The organism is Blastococcus sp. TF02A-26 (assembly GCF_003319125.1).
Lineage (GTDB): Bacteria > Actinomycetota > Actinomycetes > Mycobacteriales > Geodermatophilaceae > Trujillonella.
In genome coordinates, this window is sequence record NZ_QOHG01000003.1 from 312,966 (window position 1) to 330,957 (window position 17,992).

Here is a 17,992-nt window from a genome sequence, read left to right on the forward strand (position 1 = left end):
CTCGGTGGGGCCGACGTCGACGGCATCCCCGGTGACGTGCTCGGACTCCTCGGGGGACAGGACGAAGGCGCGGGCCGCCTCCTCGCTGCCGTGCTCCACGACCGCCTGGTCGAACAGGGCCTGCTGGAGGGCCGCGCTGCGCCATCCGCTGGTGATCCGCAGGACGACGCCGTCGTCCGCGGCGGCGGAGGCGGCCTGCTGGACGGCGGCGCGGACGTCGGGGGTGAGGTTCTCGATGGCCGGCACGGGGTCGAAGGGGGACAGCGACTCGCCGTCGGGCAGCCAGCCGTCCGCCGCGGTCAGGACGCCACCGACCTGTGGCGCGCCCTGTCCCGTCGTGCCGGGGACGAGCGCGTTCTCCGCGCGGTCGCGGGCGGTGCCGCCGGCGGCGTCGGCACACGCCGTGAGGCCGCCGAGCAGCAGCGGGACGAGGAGCAGGGCGGCGCGGGATCGGGTCGGCATGCAGGCAGTCCAGCCAGCAGCCGGTTGCCAGAGCGTCTCCAGTTCCGCATACGTGGGCGATACGTGGACCGGCTCGACCCGCGGGATCGTCAGCCGCGGCCGCTGGCCGACCGCGCGGCGAGCCGGCGCACGAGGCTCGGCGGCACGATCCGGGTGATCGCGTAGACGCCCTTGTAGACCGCGCCCGGGATCGACAGCACCCGCCCGCGCTCGAGGTCGGCGAGGGCGTCGGCGACCACGCGCTCGGCGTCCATCCAGAGGAACGCCGGGCCGGAGCGCTGCTGCCCGATTCGCTGGTGGAACTCGGTCTTCGTGTAACCGGGGCACAGCGCCATGACCCGCACCCCGTGCGCGGCGGCGCTGACGGCGAGGCTCTCGGAGAGCGTGGTGACGTAGGCCTTGCCCGCGCCGTAGACCGAGCCGCGGCCGGGCAGGAAGCCGGCGACGCTGGAGACGTTGACGATCGCTCCGCTGCGCCGCTGCTGCATGCCCGGCAGCGCCGCACGGGTCAGCGCGAGGACGGCGCCCACGTTGACCTCGAGGTTGGCGGCGAGCACCTCGGGCGGGGTCTCGGTGAAGTCGCCCGGCGTCGCGTAGCCGGCGTTGTTGACCAGCAGGTCCACACCCTGCTCCAGCCGCTGCTCCACCGGGCGGCGCTGCTCGCGGTCGGACAGGTCGGCGACGAGGACGTCGGCGGTGACACCTCGCTCGGCGCGCAGGGTGGCGGCGAGGGCCTCCAGGCGCTCGCGGTCGCGGGCGACGAGGACGACGTCGTACCCGTCGGCGGCGAGCCGCCCGGCGAAGGCCAGGCCGATGCCGGAGCTGGCGCCGGTGATCAGAGCAGTGGGCATCCCGGCAGGCTAGTGACGGTTGGGCGGCGCGTTCCGGGTAGGGAGTGGTGATGGCTGAGGTGCAGGGCACATGCGAGGGACGTTTCGCCGGCGTACGGGAGGCGCTGGCGCGCGAGCTGGACGGCGACGAGCTGGGGGCGTCGGTCGCCGTCGACCTGGACGGCGAGACCGTCGTCGACATCTGGGGTGGGTACCGGGACGAGGCGCGGACGACGCCGTGGACGCAGGACACGATCACCAACGTCTGGTCGACGACGAAGTGCGTGCTGAACCTGGCGGCGCTGATGCTCGTCGAGCGGGGCGAGCTCGACCTCGATGCGCCGGTCGGTGACTACTGGCCCGAGTTCTGCGCCAACGGCAAGAAGGACGTGCTGGTGCGGCACGTCATGTCGCACACCTCGGGGGTGTCGGGCTGGGAGCAGCCGTTCTCGGTCAAGGACATGTACGACTGGCCCTCGGCGACCGAGCGGCTGGCGGCGCAGCGGCCGTGGTGGGAGCCGGGTACGGCGTCGGGCTACCACGCGGCCAACCAGGGCTTCCTCGTCGGCGAGGTGATCCGGCGGATCACCAACGAGACGTTCCGGCGGTTCGTGCGCCAGGAGATCGCCGGCCCGCTGGGAGCGGACTTCCAGGTGGGGGCGAAGGAGCGGGACTGGGGCCGGATCGCGCCGCTGGTGGCGCCGCCGCGCGCGGAACCCACCGGCGAGATCGACCCGGACTCGATCGCCGTCCGCACGTTCACCGCGCCGACGATGTCGGTGAAGGCGACGACCTCGCCGGAGTGGCGGGCGGCCGACCTCGGCGCGCTCAACGGGCACTCCAACGCCCGCGGGGTGCTGGACGTGCTGCGGGTGCTCTCGCTGGGCGGCTCCGCCGGGGGGGTGCGGCTGCTCTCCGAGGAGACGATCGAGCAGGTGTTCCGGCAGCAGTCCGACGGCGTGGACCTGGTGCTGGAGGCGCCGTTCACCTGGGGGATCGGCTTCTGCCTGGGCTCGCCGGTGGTGCCGTACGTGCCGGCCGGTCGCACCTTCTTCTGGGGCGGCTGGGGTGGCTCGCTCGCGGTGATGGACCTCGACCGGCGGCTCACGATCACCTACATGATGAACCGCATGGCGCCTGGGCTGATCGGCAACGCGCGTGCCGAGGCCTACGTCCGCGCGGTCTACGCCGCGCTCTGAGGGTTCCTCCCCGGTTGCTCGTGCTCTGCCCACCATGCTGGGCAGAGCACGAGCGTCCGCGGAGCAAGGGACGGCTGCGGCGGCACCTAGGCTCCCGCCATGCCCGACGACGCGCCGTCGCTCGACCCCGTGCAGCTCGGCGCCTACCTCGACCTCATCGAGGTGACGAGCCTGCTGCGCCACGCGGTCGACACGCAGCTCAAGGAGGCCGGGGGCCTGAGCTACGTGCAGTTCCAGCTGCTGGCCCGCCTCGGTGACTCCCCGGGCGGCAGCTCCCGCATGACCGACCTGGCCGACGGCGTCGTCTACAGCCGCAGCGGGCTGACCTACCAGGCGGGCCTGCTGGAGACGGCGGGCCTCGTGACGCGCGCTCCCTCCGCGGACGACGAGCGCGGCATCACGGTCACCATCACCGACGCCGGGCGGGCGCGGCTCGCCGCGGTGTTCCCCGGCCACATCGAGCTGGTCCAGGACCTGCTGTTCGAGCCGCTCTCCCGCGAGGACGTCGCGGCGCTCGCCGGCCTGCTGGCGCCGGTGCGCGAACACATGCGCTCGACGCCGCCCCGCTCGGCGGCGGCGCGCCGCCGCAAGACCGCGGACTGATCCCCGGGCGGTCCTGACGGCTCCCGGTGACACCCCGTGGTGTCACCGGGATGTCGCTCGTCCGTCACTTGCTTCGAATTCGAACTTGGACTACCGTCTGCTGCAGTGCTTCGGATTCGAAGCACAACACGACGAGCGAGCGAGGCAGCCATGAAGGCAGTTCGGTTCCACGAGTTCGGTGCCCCGGAGGTCCTGCGCCTCGAGGAGGTGGAGCAGCCGGCCCCCGGCACCGGGCAGGTGCGCATCCGCGTCGCCGCGACGACGTTCAACGGCGTCGAGGGCAACATCCGCGCCGGCTACATGCAGGGCCCCATCCCGGTGGCGCTGCCGCACGTCCTCGGCATGGACGTCGCGGGCACGGTCGACGCGCTCGGTGAGGGCGTGGCCACCGTGGCGGTCGGCGATGCGGTGGTCGGGTTCCTGCCGATGACCGAGGACGGCGCGGCCGCGGAGTACGTCGTCGCGCCGGCCGACGTCCTCGCCCCGGCACCCACCGCGATCCCACTGGCGGACGCCGCCGCCCTCCCGTCCGTCGGTCTCACCGCGCGGCAGGCGCTGTTCGACCACGGCGGCCTGGAGGCGGGTCAGCGCGTGCTGGTCAACGGCGCCGGCGGAGCGGTCGGCGGCTACGCCGTCCAGCTGGCCAAGGCGGCCGGCGCGCACGTGATCGCCACGGCGAGCCCGCGCAGCAGCGAGCGCGTCCGCGGCTACGGGGCCGACGAGGTCGTCGACCACTCCACCACCGACGTGCCCGCGGCGGTGTCCGAGCCGGTCGACCTGGTGCTCAACCTGGCGCCGGTGGAGCCGGCGCAGCTGGCCGCACTGGTCGGCCTGATCCGGGACGGCGGCACCCTGGTCAACACGACGGTGTGGATGCCGGCCCCGTCCGACGAGGCGCGCGGCGTGCGGGGCATCGACCTCTTCGTCCGCAGCGACGCCGAGCAGCTGGCGGACCTGGTCGCCCGCGTCGACCGGGGCGAGCTGCAGGTCGACGTCGCCGAGCGGGTGCCGCTGGCGGAGCTGGCGAGCGTCCACGCCCGGGCCGCCGGCGGTGAGCTGCCCGGCAAGGTCGTCGTCCTGGTGGCCGACGCCTGACCTGCGGTTGTCCGGGAGTCCGCGGGGGCACGTCGTCGTCATGGCGTGGACCGAGAAGGACATCCCCGACCTCAGCGGGCGGACCGCGGTGGTGACCGGCGCGAACGGTGGCCTCGGCTTCCAGACCGCGCTCGCGCTGGCCGCCGCGGGGGCGCACGTGGTGATGGCCGCGCGGGATCCGTCGAAGACCGCTGACGCCGAGGCCAGGCTGCGCGAGCGGTACCCGGCGGCCTCGGTCGAGGTGGTGCCGCTGGACCTCGGCGACCTGTCGGTCGTGCGGGCGGCCGCGGGCGCCGTCCTCGCTCGGCACGACGTCGTGGACCTGCTGGTGGACAACGCCGGGGTGATGGCGATGCCGCGGGGGAGGACCGCGGACGGGTTCGAGACCCAGCTCGGTGTCGACCACCTCGGGCACTGGGCCTTCACCGCGCACCTGCTGCCGGCGCTGCTCCGGGCACCGGCCGCCCGGGTGGTGACGGTCACCAGCGTGGCCCGCTTCATGGGCCGGCCGCTCGACCCGGCCGATCCGCACATGGAGCGCCGCTACAAGGCCTGGGCCTCGTACGCGCGGGCGAAGATGGCGAACTTCCACTTCGGGCTGGGGCTGCAGCAGGAGTTCGACCGGGCCGGGGTGCCGGCGGCGTCGCTGCTGGCACACCCGGGCCTGTCGGACACCGACCTGCAGGCGCGGTCGGTGCGCGAGGGCGGCGCCGGCTGGGCGGGGGCGTTCTTCGAGGCGATGACGGCGCGGTCGGGGATGACGCCGCTGGAGGGCGCCCGGCCGCAGCTGCGGGCCGCGACCGACCCGCGGGCGCGCGGGGGTGAGCTGTACGCGCCACGCTTCGTCTCCAGCGGCCCGCCGGTGCGGCACCCGGTGCTCCGCCGCTGGGACCTGCAGCGGCGGATCGACGAGCTGTGGCAGGTGTCCGAGCGGGAGACCGGCGTCCCGCTCACCGTCGGCTGAGGGGTTCGGTCAGGCGGCGCCGTCCACCGGCCAGTCGGTGAAGACGAGGCTCACCGTGTGCCCGCTGGAGGGCCAGTTCGGCACGGCGAGGGTCTGCGGCCGGCCCGTGTCGCCGCGGGGCAGGTTGGTCGCGGTGATCGTGCTGTCGGCGTCGGGCGAGGCGGGCAGGAAGACGTCGATGCCGCTCTGGAACGGCTGCTCGCTGAAGTAGGGCAGCGCGGCGAGGGTGGTCTCGCCGGGGGTGGCGACGTCGTCGTGGACGTGCAAGCCGATGCCGTCGTTGCCCACGAAGTCGGTGATGACGTCGACGGGCTCGCCGCCGTCGACGCTGAGCTGGAGGACGTCGGCGTCGCCCTCGGAGTGCCACTCGCGCATGCGGGTGATGACCAGCGCGCTGTGGTCGTCGCCGGTGTTGGTGTTGGTGCGCACCGGGCCGTCGGGCTCGGAGGAGAGCAATCGGACGAAGTTGCTGCTGCGCACGTAGGGCTGCAGGTAGAGGTGGTGGACGATCTCGGAGGCGTCGCTGCTCAGCGCGTACTCGTAGTGCGCGCCGTTCTCGAGCTCGATGGGGCCGAACTCGCCGTCGGAGCCGAGCTCCTCGCTGGCGTGCGGCTCGTCCTCGGTGCGGGCGCCGGTGTCGGGGTCGATGGCCCAGACGTCGAGGGTGGCCTCGCGGCCGGTGTTGGCGGGGAAGTTGACCGCCCGGCCGGAGATCTCGACGGGGTCGTTCTGCGGGACGATGTCGACGACCTCGGGTGCCTCGCCGACGAGGAACTCGTACTGAGCGGCGAAGGACCCCTTCGAGGTGGCGACCTCGACGTGCGTCTGCCCGGGGAACATCGCCTGTGTGGGGGCGAGGCAGGGGACCGGGCCCTCGGGGCAGGGGCGGCCGTCGATGGCGACGTACTTGGCGACGTTCTCGGCCTGGGCCGGGTCGCTCAGGTAGAGGTTGGAGACGGCGGTCCCGCGGGAGTGGCCGATCAGGTAGACCTGCTCGACGTCGAACTCGGCGAGGGTCTCGTCGATGACCTCGGTCAGGCCGGCGGCGTAGCCCTCGATGTCGACACCGGCGCCGTCGTGGTCGTAGGCGACGATCCGGTCCTCCGGGTAGCCGTTGGCCACGAACCGCATGGCGTTGGACTCGATCTGCTGCGCCGAGCCCGCGAAACCGTGGACGAAGACGATCGGCAGCGCGACGTCGTCCGGCAGCGGCGGGAGGTCGTCCGTGCCCGTGGGCGCGCTCGACTCGGCGGTCTCCTCCGAGGACGCGTCGCCGCTGTCGGAGTCGGACGAGCACGCGGTGAGGAGCGCCAGCAGGGCCAGCGCGACGGCGAGCACCGAGCGCTTGGTGCTGGTACGGGGGTGTCCGTGGGCAGCGTCGATCACGGTGAGCCTCCAGGATGAGCGGTGGCGTGAAACTACTGACCGTTTCGTTTCAGCACCAGGACACGGACGAGCGGAGCGTCTGCCGCCCCGTTGGCGTCTGTCTGATGTGAGGAGGCTCGCCAGGGCGCAGGTCTGTGCGGGGCCTCGCCGCCCTCCGCGCGGCCCAGCTTTGGTCGCGACGGGCTAAAGGGCCGATTGTGTTCAGCACGGCGTGTCGGGCGAACGGATTCATCCGTGCCGCCGCTTGAGGCTTAACTTGCACCAGTGGAACTCGCTGGTCTCGTCTTGGACTACCTGAAGGCGCTCGCCTGGCCAGCTGTGGTCCTACTCTTAGGCTTTCTGTTTCGGCGCCAGATTTCCGCGCTTCTTGGCGATGTCGAAGAGTTCTCAGCGTTAGGCGCGAGCGTCCGTCTCGCCAAACGGGCAGAAGAGGCGGAGAAGGCATCGCTTGCCTTGCCTGACCGTGTTCAGCATGAGTCGCCCGATCATTATCCCGCGGAAGAGGGCGTCGAAGTGGGGGATGTGGCGGTCCCCCACCTGCGACCTGGCGGGCTGCGGGGGACCCTGGTCTCCGCCGACGTGGTCTCGGTCCTTCGCGCATGGCACGAACTCGAAGAGTCGGCTCGACGGGCCGCAGTCCTCCTAGGCCTCGAACTTCGCTCCGCGGCGAGACCCCTAGCCGTGGTCGAGGCGATGCGGCGCCGTGATTGGGTCAGCCCTGAGACGGTGAAGCTCGCGCAGGAGCTGACGGTGGCGCGAGATGAACTGGTCCACCGAACTGTGGACATATCAAACGCTACTGCGGCCTCGCTAGTTGACTCGATCGATCAGCTTACGAGCATCATCCGTGTCGCTGTGAATCATCATGGCGGCGGTGAGGTGGACCAGGCGGCGGATGGTCCAAGTGGAGGCTGGACCCCGGAGCTCGCTCACGAGATGGTTTCGAGGCTAGATGCTCGAGGAAATCACGTGCAGATCGCGACCTTGGCCTACGCGGCTCACCACGGAGGTCATGCCCCCCGCTCTGTCGTCTATCGGCTCGGCCAGTATCCCGCGACACGTAGTCTGAAGGGCTTCACGAGACCCGTTAATTCGATCATGGATGAGCTGGTACATAGCGGATTGGCTCCCTCGGTTCTTGAGAACCCAATGCAGCCTGTGTACGACGTATCCAAAGCGAGTTTCCAGCAGGCCCAGGGATTTCGGATGCCTGCTGATGCGGCTGAAGCGTTCGCCCAGGTGCTGCCGCCCCCTGTCGTCGAGTAGAGGGGCCGACGCCCCTTGGGGCAATGTGGCTCGCCGCCAGTCAGCCGCTGCGGCGGCGGCCCAGGAGGTAGCCGAGAGCGACGCCCCAGGCGGTGAGGATGCCGCCGGAGGCGACGCCGAGCATGAAGGAGCGCAGGTCGACCTGGGCGCCGGCCGAAGCCGCGGCCTTGCCGCCGGTGAAGACCTGCGGCGCGGGCGCCGCGCACGTTCCCGCGGTAACGCCTTCCGCGGCTGGCGCGGTCGTCGAGCTCACCGCGGCCGAGCTCGCCCGCGGCTCCTCGACCGCCGGCACGGTCACCGGCGAGGTCAGCTCGCCGTCGATCGCGGAAAAGAACTGCCCCGCCATCCGCTTCGCGACGCCGGTGATCATCCGCTGGCCGACCCCGGCCACCGGGCCGCCGACCACGGCGTCCGCGGAGTACGTCAGCGTCGTCGCGCCATCGCCGTCAGCAGCGAGGGAGATCAGCACCTTCGCCCGCGCGTTCCCGGGAGCCCCGGCACCCGACGCGTGCATCACGTACGACGTCGGCCGCTGCTGGTCCGTCAGCCGCACCGCGCCGGCGTACGTGCCGCGGATCGCGCCCACGCCGACCGACACGTTCATCTCGTACTCGTCCGGCCCGGTGAGCCGCAGCGACTCGCAACCCGGGATCGTCCGCGCCAGCACCGCCGGATCGGTGATCACCGACCACACCTGCTCCGGCGTCCCGTGCAGCACCGCCGAGCCGTCGAGCTTCACGCACCCACTCCCGTCCTGCGGCCCGCGGCCGCCGTCAGCTCCGCGTTCGGGGAGCGCATCACGTCGTACAGCTCCGTCGGCGAGATCGGCATGGAGGCGATCCGCCGTCCCGTGGCGTCCTCGATCGCCGAGGCGATCGCCGCCGTCCCCGGGATGACCCCGGCCTCGCCGGCGCCCTTGATCCCCAGCGGGTTCAGCGGCGACGGCGTCTGCTGGTGGTCGATCACCACGTCCGGCACCTCCGACGCGTACGGCATCAGGAAGTCCATGAACGAGGCGTTCTGCAATTGCCCGTCGGCGTCGTAGGCCATCCGCTCGTACAGCGCCCCGGCCACGCCCTGCGCGACCCCGCCGTGTACCTGGCCCTCGACGATCATCGGGTTCACCACGTTGCCGCAGTCGTGCACCACCGCGTAGCTGACGACGTCGATCTCCCACGTCGTCGGGTCGATCTCCACCACCGCGGCGTGCGCACCCGACGCGAACGTCGACCGGATCGGCGAGTAGTAGTCGCGGTGCTCCAGCCCCGGCGCATCGCCCTCGGCGACGGGCGGCTTGTCGTCCGAGCCGGCCCGCGCGAACTGGGTCGCCTGCTTCGCCGCCTCGTCGAAGGCGTACCGCAGCGGGTTCGACAGGACGGCGACCGTGCGCAACGGGATCGTCGCGCCGGGCGTCCCCTTCACACCGACGACGCTGTCCGCGATCTCCAGGTCGTCCGGGTCGGCCTCCAGCACCTCCGCGGCGATCCGCAGCGCCTTCTCCCGCACGCCGCGGGCGGCCAGCGCGATCGCGTTGCCGCTCATCACCGCGGCCCGCGAGGCGAAGGTGCCGACGGCGTACGGGAAGCGTCGGGTGTCGCCGGTGGTGACCTCGACGTCCTCGATCGGGACGCCGAGCTCAGAGGCGACGATCTGCGCGAACGACGTCTCGTGCCCCTGCCCCTGCGACGTCAGGCCGGTCGAGACCAGCACCTTGCCGCTGCCGAGCACCTGCACGTGCCCGCCCTCGTACGGGCCGGGCCCGGTGCCCTCCACGTACAGCGCCATCCCGGCGCCCAGCAGCTTGCCGCGCGATGCCGCCTCCGCCCGCCGCTCCTCGATGCCCGGCCAGTCGACCAGCGCCTCGAGCTTGGCCAGCAGCCCCGGGTAGTCGCCCGAGTCGTAGATGACCGGCCGGCCGTCCTGGAACGTCAGGTGGTGGTCGTAGGGGAACTGGTCGGCCTGGATGAGGTTCCGCCGGCGCACCTCGGCGCGGTCGAGCCCGAGGACGTCGGCGATGCGGTCCATCGTCCGCTCCATCGCGAAGCAGCCCTGCGGCCGGCCGGCGCCGCGGTACGGCGTCACGATCACCGTGTTCGTGTAGACGCTCTCCACGACCACCCGGTAGACGGGGATCGCGTACGGACCGACGAGCTGGGTCGCCGTCACGATCGGGACGATGATGCCGTAGGGCGTGTACGCGCCGTTGTCGTGCCAGGCGTGGACGTCGAGCGCGGTGATCCGCCCCTCGTCGTCGAAGCCGACGGTGATCTCCTGCCGCTGCTGCCGCTCGTGGGCGCTGCCGATGAAGTGCTCCCGCCGGTCCTCGGCCCACTTCACCTCATGGCCGAGCCTGATCGCGGCCATCGGCACCAGCAGCTCCTCCGGCCACGGGTGCACGATCTTGACGCCGAAGCCGCCGCCGACGTCGGGCGCGATCACCTCGACGTCCTCCAGCGACAGCTCCAGCTTCGCCGCGATCGCCGCGCGCACCGACGTCGACGCCTGGGTGCTCGAGTAGACGCGCAGCGAGGCGTCCGCCGGGTCCCACCGCGCGTGCACGCCCTTGCCCTCCAGCGGCATGCAGGCGCTGCGCTCGATGTACTGCGTGAAGGAGAGGGTGCGCGGCGAGCCGGCCAGGGCGGCCTCGACGTCCCCGGTCTCCTGGTGGTGCCGGGCGGCGACGTTGTCCGGGATCTCCTCGTGCACCGCGGCCGCCGCGTCGCGTGCCGCGTCGACACCGACGACGACGGGCAGTTCCTCGTAGGAGACGACGATCCGCTCCGCGGCGTCCTCGGCGATGTACCGGTCGGTCGCGACGACCATCACCACCGGCTCGCCGACGTGGTTCACCTCGCCGTTGGCCAGCGGGTAGCCGGTGCGCGGCGCGTGCAGCTGCGGGTGCGGGATCAGCACCGGCAGCGGCTCGGCCATCGGGCCGGTGAGGTCCTCGTAGGTGTAGATCGCGACCAGGCCCTCGACGTCGAGCGCGCCTTCGACGTCGATGTCGGTGATGCGGGCGTGCGCGTGCGGCGAGCGCACGAAGGCGGCGGCCAGCGCCTGGGCGCCGATGTCGTCGAGGTAGCGCCCCTTGCCGGTGATCAGCCGGGCGTCCTCGCGGCGGCGGACCGGCTCGCCGAAGAGCTTGGTGGTCATCCGGCGTCCTCCCTCTCAGGCATGGGAAGCAAACCCCACGTGCAGGCGCTCAGAACGTGGGGATCGCCTCCCATGCCTCGCGCGGCGCCGGGGGTCATCCGGCGTCCTTCATCGTGGCGGCCGCGTGGCGGACCGCCTTCTTGATGTTGGCGTAGCCCGTGCACCGGCAGAGGTTGCCGCCGACGATCTCGTCGACCTCCTCCTCGGTGATCTCCGCGGTCCGGTCCCGCGCCTCGAGGCCGGCCGCGATCGTCACCAGGAAGCCCGGGGTGCAGAAGCCGCACTGCAGCGCATGGCACTCGCGGAAGGCCTCCTGGACCGGGTGCAGCACCTGCCCGCCCTGGTGGTCGTCGTGCGCGAGCCCCTCGACGGTCGTCACGGACGCGCCGTCCACCTGCACGGCGAACACCAGGCACGACCGCACCGGCGATCCGTCGACCAACACCGTGCACGCCCCGCACACCCCGTGCTCGCAGCCCACGTGCGTGCCGGTCAGCCCGAGGTCGTGGCGCAGTGCGTCCGACAGCAGCCGCCGCACCGGCACGGTTGCTTCACGTGGAACGCCGTTGACCGTCACGGTGATCGACCGCTCGGTGTCGACGGAGGTCATGCGGCGGTCCTCTCCAGGGCCTCGACAGCAGCGTCTGCCAGTGTCCGCTCGGTCAGCACCCCGACGAGCAGCCGCCGGTAGTCGGCGCTGGCGTGCAGGTCGCCGTCCGGGTCGACCAGCGTGCGGGCCAGCGCCCCGGCCGCGGCCCAGTCGGCCTGCTCCACGGTCTGCCCGTGGACGGCCTCGGTCAGGTCGTGCACCTCGGGCACCAGCCCGACGGAGATGTAGGACGCCGTCACGCGCTCGACCGTGCGGTCGTCGGACAGCGTGACGACGACGCCCGCGCCGCACACCGCGTAGTCGCCCTTGCGCCGCGCGATCTCGGCGAACGCGGTCCCCGAGCGCGGCGGCAGCGCGGGGAAGAAGGCGTCGACGACGACGGCCGGCCCGTGGATGGAGGTCTCCAGCGGCCCGACGAAGAGGTCCCGCCAGCCGACCGTCGAGCGCCCGCCAGGAGAAGCCACCGTCACCGACCCGTCGGTCAGCGCGAGCACCGAGGTCATCTCCCCGGAGGGGTCGGCGTGCGCGATCGAGCCGACCGTCGTCCCCCGGTTGCGGATGGCCGGGTGCGCGACGTTCGCCGTCGCCCGGGCCAGCAGCGGCTGGACCCGGGCGGCGGCGTCGTCCTCGAGCAACTGCCGGTGTCGCACCAGCGCGCCCACCCGGACGCCGTCCCCGGTGGCCTCGACGGCGTCGAGGCCGGGCACCCGGTTGATGTCCACCAGCGTGGCCGGTGCCGCCAGCCGCATCGAGAGCAGCGGGATCAGCGACTGGCCGCCGGCGAGCACCTTGGCGCCCTCCCCCTCGGCGACGAGGACGTCGAGCGCCTCGTCGAGGGAGCCGGGGTCGGCGTACCGGAAGGGAGCGGGCTTCACCGACCGAGCGTCCCCGATCCCGGCGTCGAGCCGCCGGTCACCCCGGGCCGGCCGACCTCGTCCACCGAGGAGGGGTCGGCGCCCCCGCCGTCGTGGCCGAACGTGCTGCCGGACGCCGGGTGGGAGCCCTCGCGGGTCAGGGCCTCGCGCATCTCGGCCGGCGCCAGCGCGCGGGCCAGGTGCCAGGCCACGACGGCGACGATCGAGCCGAGCGCGATGCCGTTGAGCGAGAAGTCGTCGGAGAACTCGAGCGTGACGTCGCCGATGCCGATGATGATCCCGGCCGCGAGCGGCACGAGGTTGATCGGGTTGGCGAAGTCGACCCGGTTCTCCTTCCAGATCTTTGCGCCGAGCAGGCCGATCATCCCGTAGAGGACGACGGTGATCCCGCCGAGCACGCCGCCCGGGACGATGTTGATCAGTGCGCCGAACTTCGGGCAGAGGCCGAGCAGGATCGCCACGATCGCGGCCACGTAGTAGGCGGCGGTCGAGTAGACGCGGGTCGCGGCCATGACCCCGATGTTCTCGGCGTAGGTGGTGGTGGGGGAGCCACCGACCGAGGAGGCGACGACGGTCGCGATGCCGTCGGCGGCCACGGCGCGGCCCATCATCGGGTCGAGGTCGCGCTTGGTCATCTCGGCGACGGCCTTCACGTGGCCGACGTTCTCGGCGACCAGGGCGATGACGGCCGGGATCACCAGCAGGCTGAACTTCAGCGAGAAGGACGGCGCGGTGAAGTCCGGCGCACCGATCCAGTCGGCGTCACCGACCGCGTCGAAGTTGATCCGGTCGCGGGTGGTCTCCCCGCCGGTGTTGGGGTCGAACGAGGTGATCTGGCCGGCCGTGGCGTCCAGCAGCACCGAGAGCAGGTAGCCGAACACCAGGCCGAGCAGGATGGCGATGCGGGCGAGGAACCCGCGCAGCGCCAGCGACGCCACGATCACGAAGGTCATGGTCGCCAGCGCCACCCACTGGTCCTGCGGCCAGTAGGTCTTGGCCGCGACCGGCGCGAGGTTGAAGCCGATGAGCATGACCACGGCGCCGGTGACCGCCGGCGGCAGCACCTTGTTGATCGTGCCGAGGCCGGCGAAGTGGATGAGCACGCCGACCAGTGCGAGGACGACGCCGGCGACGAGGATGGCGCCGACCACGTCGGAGGAGTCACCGCCGTTGGCACGGATCGCCGCGACGCCGCCGACGAACGCGGCGCTGGTGCCCAGGTAGCTGGGTACCCGGTTCTTGACGATGAGCAGGAACAGGATCGTCGCGACGCCGCTCATCATGATCGCCAGGTTCGCGTCCAGGCCCATGATCAGCGGGAACACGAAGGTGGCGCCGAACATCGCGACCACGTGCTGGGCGCCGATGCCGACGGTGCGCGGCCACGACAGCCGCTCGTCGGGCGCCACCGCCTCGCCGAGCGGTGGGGTCTTCCCGTCTCCGTAGAGCTTCCAACCGAACGCCATGCCGGGCTCCTCGAGCACTCGATCCCATGGGGGGAGGCCCATCTGACACCGCGCGGACGGCGAGCGGAAGTGCCTCAGCGCTAAATCGTTATTACCGAGATGTCTCACCGTTGAGCAACTTCCGGCGGTAGCGTCCGGAGCCGTGAACGCCCCCGCCCGGCACGTCTCACTGCGCAGTGGCGTGTACGCCGACTCCGTCCGGCTGATGCAGGTCAGCCGGGACGTCGGCGCGCGCGACGGCGTCACCGCGGTCCTCGTCGCCATGGCCACCCCGCTCAACGTGGAGCTGGCCCAGGGCATGGGCCTGGCTCCCGAGGAGCCGGCGAGCCCCGAGCAGCTGCTCGTCGCGATCCGGGCCGACGACGACGCCGCCCTGGCCGGCGCGGTGGCCGCCGTCGACGCGGCGCTGGCCGAACGGCAGCGCAGCACGGCGTCGGCGCAGACCGTGCCGGTGCGCACCGTCGGAGCACGCCTCGACGCGATCGACGGCCCGGCGCTGGCCCTCGTCAGCGTGCCCGGCGCCTATGCCGTCGCCGAGGCCGCCGACGCGATCGCCGCCGGGCAGAGTGTCCTCGTCTTCTCCGACGGCGTCCCGGTCGAGCACGAGGTCGCGCTGAAGCGCGCCGCGCACGACGCCGGCGTGCTCGTGATGGGCCCCGACTGCGGGACGGCGATCGTCTCCGGCCTCGCCCTCGGCTTCGCCAACGTCGTCCGCCCCGGGCCGGTCGGCCTCGTCGCGGCGTCGGGCACGGGGGCGCAGCAGGTCTCCTGCCTGCTCGACATGGCCGGCGTCGGCGTCTCGCACGTGCTGGGCGTGGGCGGCCGGGACCTCTCCGAGGCCGTCGGCGGGCTGGCCACGCTCGACGCGCTCGCCGCCCTCGACGCCGACCCCGCGACCGAGCGGGTGCTGCTGGTGTCCAAGCCCCCGGCGCCGTCGGTGGCCGCCCGTGTGGCCGAGGTGGCGGGCGGGCTCTCGACGCCCGTGCTGTCGGCGGCGCTGAGCCCCGAGTCGCCCGACCTCACCGCCGCCGTCGAGGCGCTGCTGGGGGACATGGGCGTCGACGTGCCGGACTGGCCGTCGCGGCCGGGGGCGGCCCGGACCGCGGGGAGCGGCGCCGTCCTCAAGGGCTTCTACTCCGGCGGCACGCTCGCCGACGAGGCGATGCTGCTGGCGTCGCCGGTGCTGGGTGACGTCCGCTCCAATACCCCGCTGCGACCCGAGCTCGCCCTCGGGTCGGACCTCTCCGTTCCGGGTCACGTCGTCGTCGACTTCGGGGACGACGCGCTGACCGTGGGCCGCGCGCACCCGATGATCGACCCGACGCTGCGGCTGGAGGCGATCGACCGGCTGGCCGCCTCCGGCGAGCCCGCGGTGCTGCTGCTGGACGTCGTCCTCGGCTACGGCGCCGACCCCGATCCGGCGGCCGCGCTGGCCCCGGCCCTGGCCCGGACGACGTCGCCCGTGGTCGTTGCCCTGGTCGGTACCGAGGCCGATCCGCAGGGGTGGAGCCGCCAGGCCGACGCCCTCGCCGCGGCCGGCGCGCACGTCTTCGCCTCCAACGCCCAGGCCACTCGCTTCGCCCTCGACCTGCTGGGAGCCGCGCGATGAACCAACTGCTCGCCGGACCGCCCGCCGTCGTCGCGGCGGGTGTCGACGTCTTCTCCGACGCGCTGCGCGCCCAGGGCGCCGAGGTCTCCGACGTCGACTGGCGCCCGCCCGGCTTCGGCGACCCCGCGGACCTCGCCGCGCTGGTCCTCGACCCCCGCCGGGCCGCGGCCAACCGGACGGCGGTCGAGCGGGTGCTGGCCGCGGGCTCGGTGCTCACCGACGTCCGCCCCGCCCGCGAGGTGCTCGGGCTGGCCGACCGCACGATCCTGCACGCCGGCCCGCCGATCACCTGGGCCGATGCGTCCGGACCGCTGCGCGGCGGGCTGATCGGCTGCTGCCTGTTCGAGGGCTGGGCCTCGTCGGTCGAGGAGGCGGAGCGGATCCTCGCCGCCGGCGAGATCACGCTCGAGCCGTGCCACCACCACTCCGCCGTCGGGCCGATGGCCGGGGTGACCTCGCCGTCCATGTGGATGTGGTGCCTGGAGGACCCGGTCCAGGGCGGGAAGGCCTACTGCAACCTCAACGAGGGCTTGGGCAAGGTGCTGCGGATGGGCGCCTTCAACGAGGAGGTGCTCACCCGGCTGGCGTGGATGCGCGACGTCCTCGGGCCGGTGCTGGCTGCGGCCGTGCGGTCGATGAGCGACCCCCTCGACGTCAAGGCCGTGCTCGCCCAGATGCTGCAGATGGGCGACGAGGGGCACAACCGCAACCGCGCCGGGTCGCTGATGGCGCTGCGCGAGCTCTCCCCGGCGATCGTCGCGGTGGACGCGCCGTCGTCCGACATCGCGGCGGTGCTGCGCTTCATCGGCGGCAACGAGCACTTCTTCCTCAACCTCGGCATGCCGACGGCGAAGCTGGCCATGGACGCCGCCCGCGACGTCCCCGGGTCGACGATGGTCACCGTCATGGCCCGCAACGGCACCGAGTTCGGCATCCAGACCGCCGGCACCGGCGACCGCTGGTTCACCGGCCCCGCGCAGACGCCGGTCGGCCTCTTCCTGGGCGACTACGGCCCCGACGACGCCAACCCCGACATCGGCGACTCCGCGATCATGGAGACCTACGGCGTCGGTGGGTTCTCGATGGCGGCCGCGCCGGCAATCGTCCGGTTCGTCGGCGGCACCGTGCCCGACGCACTGGCGACGACCGAGCGGATGTACCAGCTGACGCTCGCGGAGAACCCCGCCATGGCGATCCCGATCCTGGGCTTCCGCGGCTCGCCGACCGGCATCGACGTCGTCTCCGTGGCGCGCACCGGGTGGCTGCCGCAGATCAACACCGGGATGGCCGGGCGGGTCGCCGGCACCGGCCAGGTGGGCGCCGGGCTGGTCCAGCCGCCGCGGGAGTGCTTCGAGCAGGCGCTGGCCGCGCTGGCCGCCGCGACGCGCTAGGAGCGGACCCGCAGGGCCATCAGAGCGACGTCGTCGTCGGTCTGCGGACCCAGGCCGGCGACCAGCGAGTCGCAGACCTCCTCCAGCGGCTTCGCGCTCGAGCCGTGCAGCCGGTCCACCAGGGAACCCAGGCCGGCGTCGAGGGTGGCGTCGCGCCGCTCCACCAGCCCGTCGGTGTAGAGGAACAGGGTGTCGCCCGGGGTCAGCAGGAGCTCGTGGTCGTAGCGCGGACCGGCGGCGTCGAGCCCGAGGAGGCGGTCCACCGGGCGCTCGAGCAGACCCGGGGTGCCGTCGGCGCCGACGAGCACCGGCGGCGGGTGCCCGGCGTTGGACCAGCGCAGCCCCACCGCGCCGTCCGGGGCGCGCTCGTCCAGCGTGGCGACGGTGACGGTCACCAGCGCCTCGACGTCCAGGTCGAGCAGCGCCCGGTCCAGCGCCGTGAGGACGGCGGCCGGCGACCCCACCACCGACTGCGCGAGGCCGCGGAGCATGCCGCGGGCCTGCGCCATCGTGGCGGCGGCCCGGGCGTCGTGGCCCTCGACGTCGCCGATGACCAGCATCGTCGTCCCGTCCGGGACGGCGAACGCGTCGTACCAGTCCCCGCCGATGTGCGCCCCGACGGTGGCCGGCCGGTAGCGCACCGCCGTCGTCAGGCGGTCCAGCTCCGGCGGCTGGGTGAGCAGGCTGCGCTGGACGGCGTCGGCGACGGCGAGGACGGCGCGGTCGGCGGCCTGCTCGGCGGCCAGCCGCGCGGCCTCGCGCTCCCGGTGCTGGCGCACGGTGCAGGCGGCGACCGCGGCGACCACGCCGATGGCGACCAGCACCAGCCGGGCGATCTGGGTGGGCACCGTCTCCTCGGTGTACTGCCGGTCGTAGATGCCCAGCAACGCCGCGGTGACGAGGGCGGCCACGCCGTAGGCGGCGGTGACCCGCCGCCCCATCACGGTCGCGGCGACCATCGGTGCCACGACGGTGAGCCCGAGGACGACGTGCTCACGGCCGGCCGCGACGTCGATCGCGGCGACGGCGAACAGCGTGAGGGCGGGCGCCGCGTGGGTGCGGAGGGTCGTCGGGGTCACCGTG

General features: G+C 72.9%; 15 protein-coding genes and 1 pseudogene. 7 read left to right on the top strand and 9 right to left on the bottom strand.

The window, feature by feature from the left end:
- Positions 1-9: 9 nt before the first annotated feature.
- Positions 10-462 (bottom strand): annotated as a pseudogene (locus DQ240_RS23920) (D-alanyl-D-alanine carboxypeptidase family protein); the annotation flags it as partial.
- An 89-nt stretch (positions 463-551) separates the two neighbouring features.
- On the bottom strand, positions 552-1,313 hold the full coding sequence (locus DQ240_RS05195; RefSeq protein ID WP_113838528.1) for an SDR family oxidoreductase: 762 nt from the start codon (positions 1,311-1,313) through the stop codon (positions 552-554).
- Between the two features lie 50 nt (positions 1,314-1,363).
- On the opposite strand from DQ240_RS05195, the gene DQ240_RS05200 reads away from it, so the two are divergent.
- The 4 genes from DQ240_RS05200 to DQ240_RS05215 all read left to right on the top strand — a co-directional run bounded on the left by DQ240_RS05200 (position 1,364) and on the right by DQ240_RS05215 (position 5,153).
- On the top strand, positions 1,364-2,491 hold the full coding sequence (locus DQ240_RS05200; protein WP_113838529.1) for a serine hydrolase: 1,128 nt from the start codon (positions 1,364-1,366) through the stop codon (positions 2,489-2,491).
- Between the two features lie 99 nt (positions 2,492-2,590).
- Positions 2,591-3,094 (top strand): MarR family winged helix-turn-helix transcriptional regulator, encoded by a 504-nt coding sequence (locus DQ240_RS05205; protein WP_113838530.1) that lies wholly within the window; start codon positions 2,591-2,593, stop codon positions 3,092-3,094.
- Positions 3,095-3,244: 150 nt separating this feature from the next.
- Positions 3,245-4,189, top strand: a complete 945-nt coding sequence (locus DQ240_RS05210; RefSeq protein WP_113838531.1) for an NADP-dependent oxidoreductase — start codon at positions 3,245-3,247, stop codon at positions 4,187-4,189.
- Positions 4,190-4,229: 40 nt separating this feature from the next.
- A complete protein-coding gene (locus DQ240_RS05215; RefSeq protein ID WP_113838532.1) occupies positions 4,230-5,153 on the top strand; it encodes an SDR family NAD(P)-dependent oxidoreductase in 924 nt (307 codons plus the stop codon).
- A gap of 9 nt (positions 5,154-5,162) precedes the next feature.
- Here DQ240_RS05215 and DQ240_RS05220 read toward each other — a convergent pair whose 3' ends face one another.
- Positions 5,163-6,539, bottom strand: coding sequence for an alpha/beta fold hydrolase (locus tag DQ240_RS05220; protein ID WP_158548543.1), 1,377 nt, complete (start codon positions 6,537-6,539; stop codon positions 5,163-5,165).
- A gap of 264 nt (positions 6,540-6,803) precedes the next feature.
- Here DQ240_RS05220 and DQ240_RS23100 point away from each other — a divergent pair, with 264 nt between their 5' ends.
- A complete protein-coding gene (locus DQ240_RS23100; protein WP_147261941.1) occupies positions 6,804-7,805 on the top strand; it encodes a hypothetical protein in 1,002 nt (333 codons plus the stop codon).
- Positions 7,806-7,845: 40 nt separating this feature from the next.
- Here DQ240_RS23100 and DQ240_RS05230 read toward each other — a convergent pair whose 3' ends face one another.
- The 5 genes from DQ240_RS05230 to DQ240_RS05250 all read right to left on the bottom strand — a co-directional run bounded on the left by DQ240_RS05230 (position 7,846) and on the right by DQ240_RS05250 (position 13,909).
- Complete coding sequence (locus tag DQ240_RS05230) at positions 7,846-8,544, bottom strand: carbon monoxide dehydrogenase subunit G (protein WP_113838535.1); 699 nt, start codon at positions 8,542-8,544, stop codon at positions 7,846-7,848.
- Positions 8,541-10,958 carry an aerobic carbon-monoxide dehydrogenase large subunit gene (gene cutA, locus DQ240_RS05235; RefSeq protein ID WP_113838536.1) on the bottom strand — a complete coding sequence of 806 codons (2,418 nt, stop codon included), beginning with the start codon at positions 10,956-10,958 and terminating at the stop codon, positions 8,541-8,543. The genes DQ240_RS05230 and cutA overlap by 4 nt, the downstream gene beginning before the upstream one ends.
- Positions 10,959-11,052: 94 nt before the next feature.
- Complete coding sequence (locus tag DQ240_RS05240; RefSeq protein ID WP_113838537.1) at positions 11,053-11,568, bottom strand: (2Fe-2S)-binding protein; 516 nt, start codon at positions 11,566-11,568, stop codon at positions 11,053-11,055.
- A complete protein-coding gene (locus DQ240_RS05245) occupies positions 11,565-12,443 on the bottom strand; it encodes a xanthine dehydrogenase family protein subunit M (protein ID WP_113838538.1) in 879 nt (292 codons plus the stop codon). Before DQ240_RS05245 ends, DQ240_RS05240 begins: the two co-directional genes overlap by 4 nt.
- Positions 12,440-13,909: a uracil-xanthine permease family protein gene (locus DQ240_RS05250; protein ID WP_113838539.1), complete on the bottom strand. Its 1,470-nt coding sequence runs from the start codon at positions 13,907-13,909 to the stop codon at positions 12,440-12,442. Before DQ240_RS05250 ends, DQ240_RS05245 begins: the two co-directional genes overlap by 4 nt.
- Before the next feature lie 142 nt (positions 13,910-14,051).
- Between DQ240_RS05250 and DQ240_RS05255 the strand changes: the two genes are divergently transcribed.
- Together DQ240_RS05255 and DQ240_RS05260 are read left to right on the top strand one after the other, a co-directional pair.
- On the top strand, positions 14,052-15,518 hold the full coding sequence (locus tag DQ240_RS05255; RefSeq protein ID WP_233498510.1) for an FdrA family protein: 1,467 nt from the start codon (positions 14,052-14,054) through the stop codon (positions 15,516-15,518).
- On the top strand, positions 15,515-16,909 hold the full coding sequence (locus DQ240_RS05260) for a DUF1116 domain-containing protein (RefSeq protein WP_113838540.1): 1,395 nt from the start codon (positions 15,515-15,517) through the stop codon (positions 16,907-16,909). Before DQ240_RS05255 ends, DQ240_RS05260 begins: the two co-directional genes overlap by 4 nt.
- Here the strand turns inward: DQ240_RS05260 and DQ240_RS05265 are convergent.
- On the bottom strand, positions 16,906-17,988 hold the full coding sequence (locus tag DQ240_RS05265; protein WP_233498511.1) for a PP2C family protein-serine/threonine phosphatase: 1,083 nt from the start codon (positions 17,986-17,988) through the stop codon (positions 16,906-16,908). The two genes, DQ240_RS05260 and DQ240_RS05265, sit on opposite strands and share 4 nt — an antisense overlap.
- Between the last annotated feature and the right edge of the window lie 4 nt (positions 17,989-17,992).

What these genes read in the sequence shown, in the direction of transcription:
- DQ240_RS05260 (WP_113838540.1), top strand. Translation starts at nt 15,515, where the DNA reads ATGAACCAACTGCTCGCCGGACCGCCCGCCGTCGTCGCGGCGGGTGTC.
- DQ240_RS05210 (WP_113838531.1), top strand. Translation starts at nt 3,245, where the DNA reads ATGAAGGCAGTTCGGTTCCACGAGTTCGGTGCCCCGGAGGTCCTGCGC.
- cutA (WP_113838536.1), bottom strand. Translation starts at nt 10,958, where the DNA reads ATGACCACCAAGCTCTTCGGCGAGCCGGTCCGCCGCCGCGAGGACGCC.
- DQ240_RS05215 (WP_113838532.1), top strand. Translation starts at nt 4,230, where the DNA reads ATGGCGTGGACCGAGAAGGACATCCCCGACCTCAGCGGGCGGACCGCG.
- DQ240_RS05205 (WP_113838530.1), top strand. Translation starts at nt 2,591, where the DNA reads ATGCCCGACGACGCGCCGTCGCTCGACCCCGTGCAGCTCGGCGCCTAC.
- DQ240_RS05240 (WP_113838537.1), bottom strand. Translation starts at nt 11,568, where the DNA reads ATGACCTCCGTCGACACCGAGCGGTCGATCACCGTGACGGTCAACGGC.
- DQ240_RS05250 (WP_113838539.1), bottom strand. Translation starts at nt 13,909, where the DNA reads ATGGCGTTCGGTTGGAAGCTCTACGGAGACGGGAAGACCCCACCGCTC.
- DQ240_RS05200 (WP_113838529.1), top strand. Translation starts at nt 1,364, where the DNA reads ATGGCTGAGGTGCAGGGCACATGCGAGGGACGTTTCGCCGGCGTACGG.
- DQ240_RS05195 (WP_113838528.1), bottom strand. Translation starts at nt 1,313, where the DNA reads ATGCCCACTGCTCTGATCACCGGCGCCAGCTCCGGCATCGGCCTGGCC.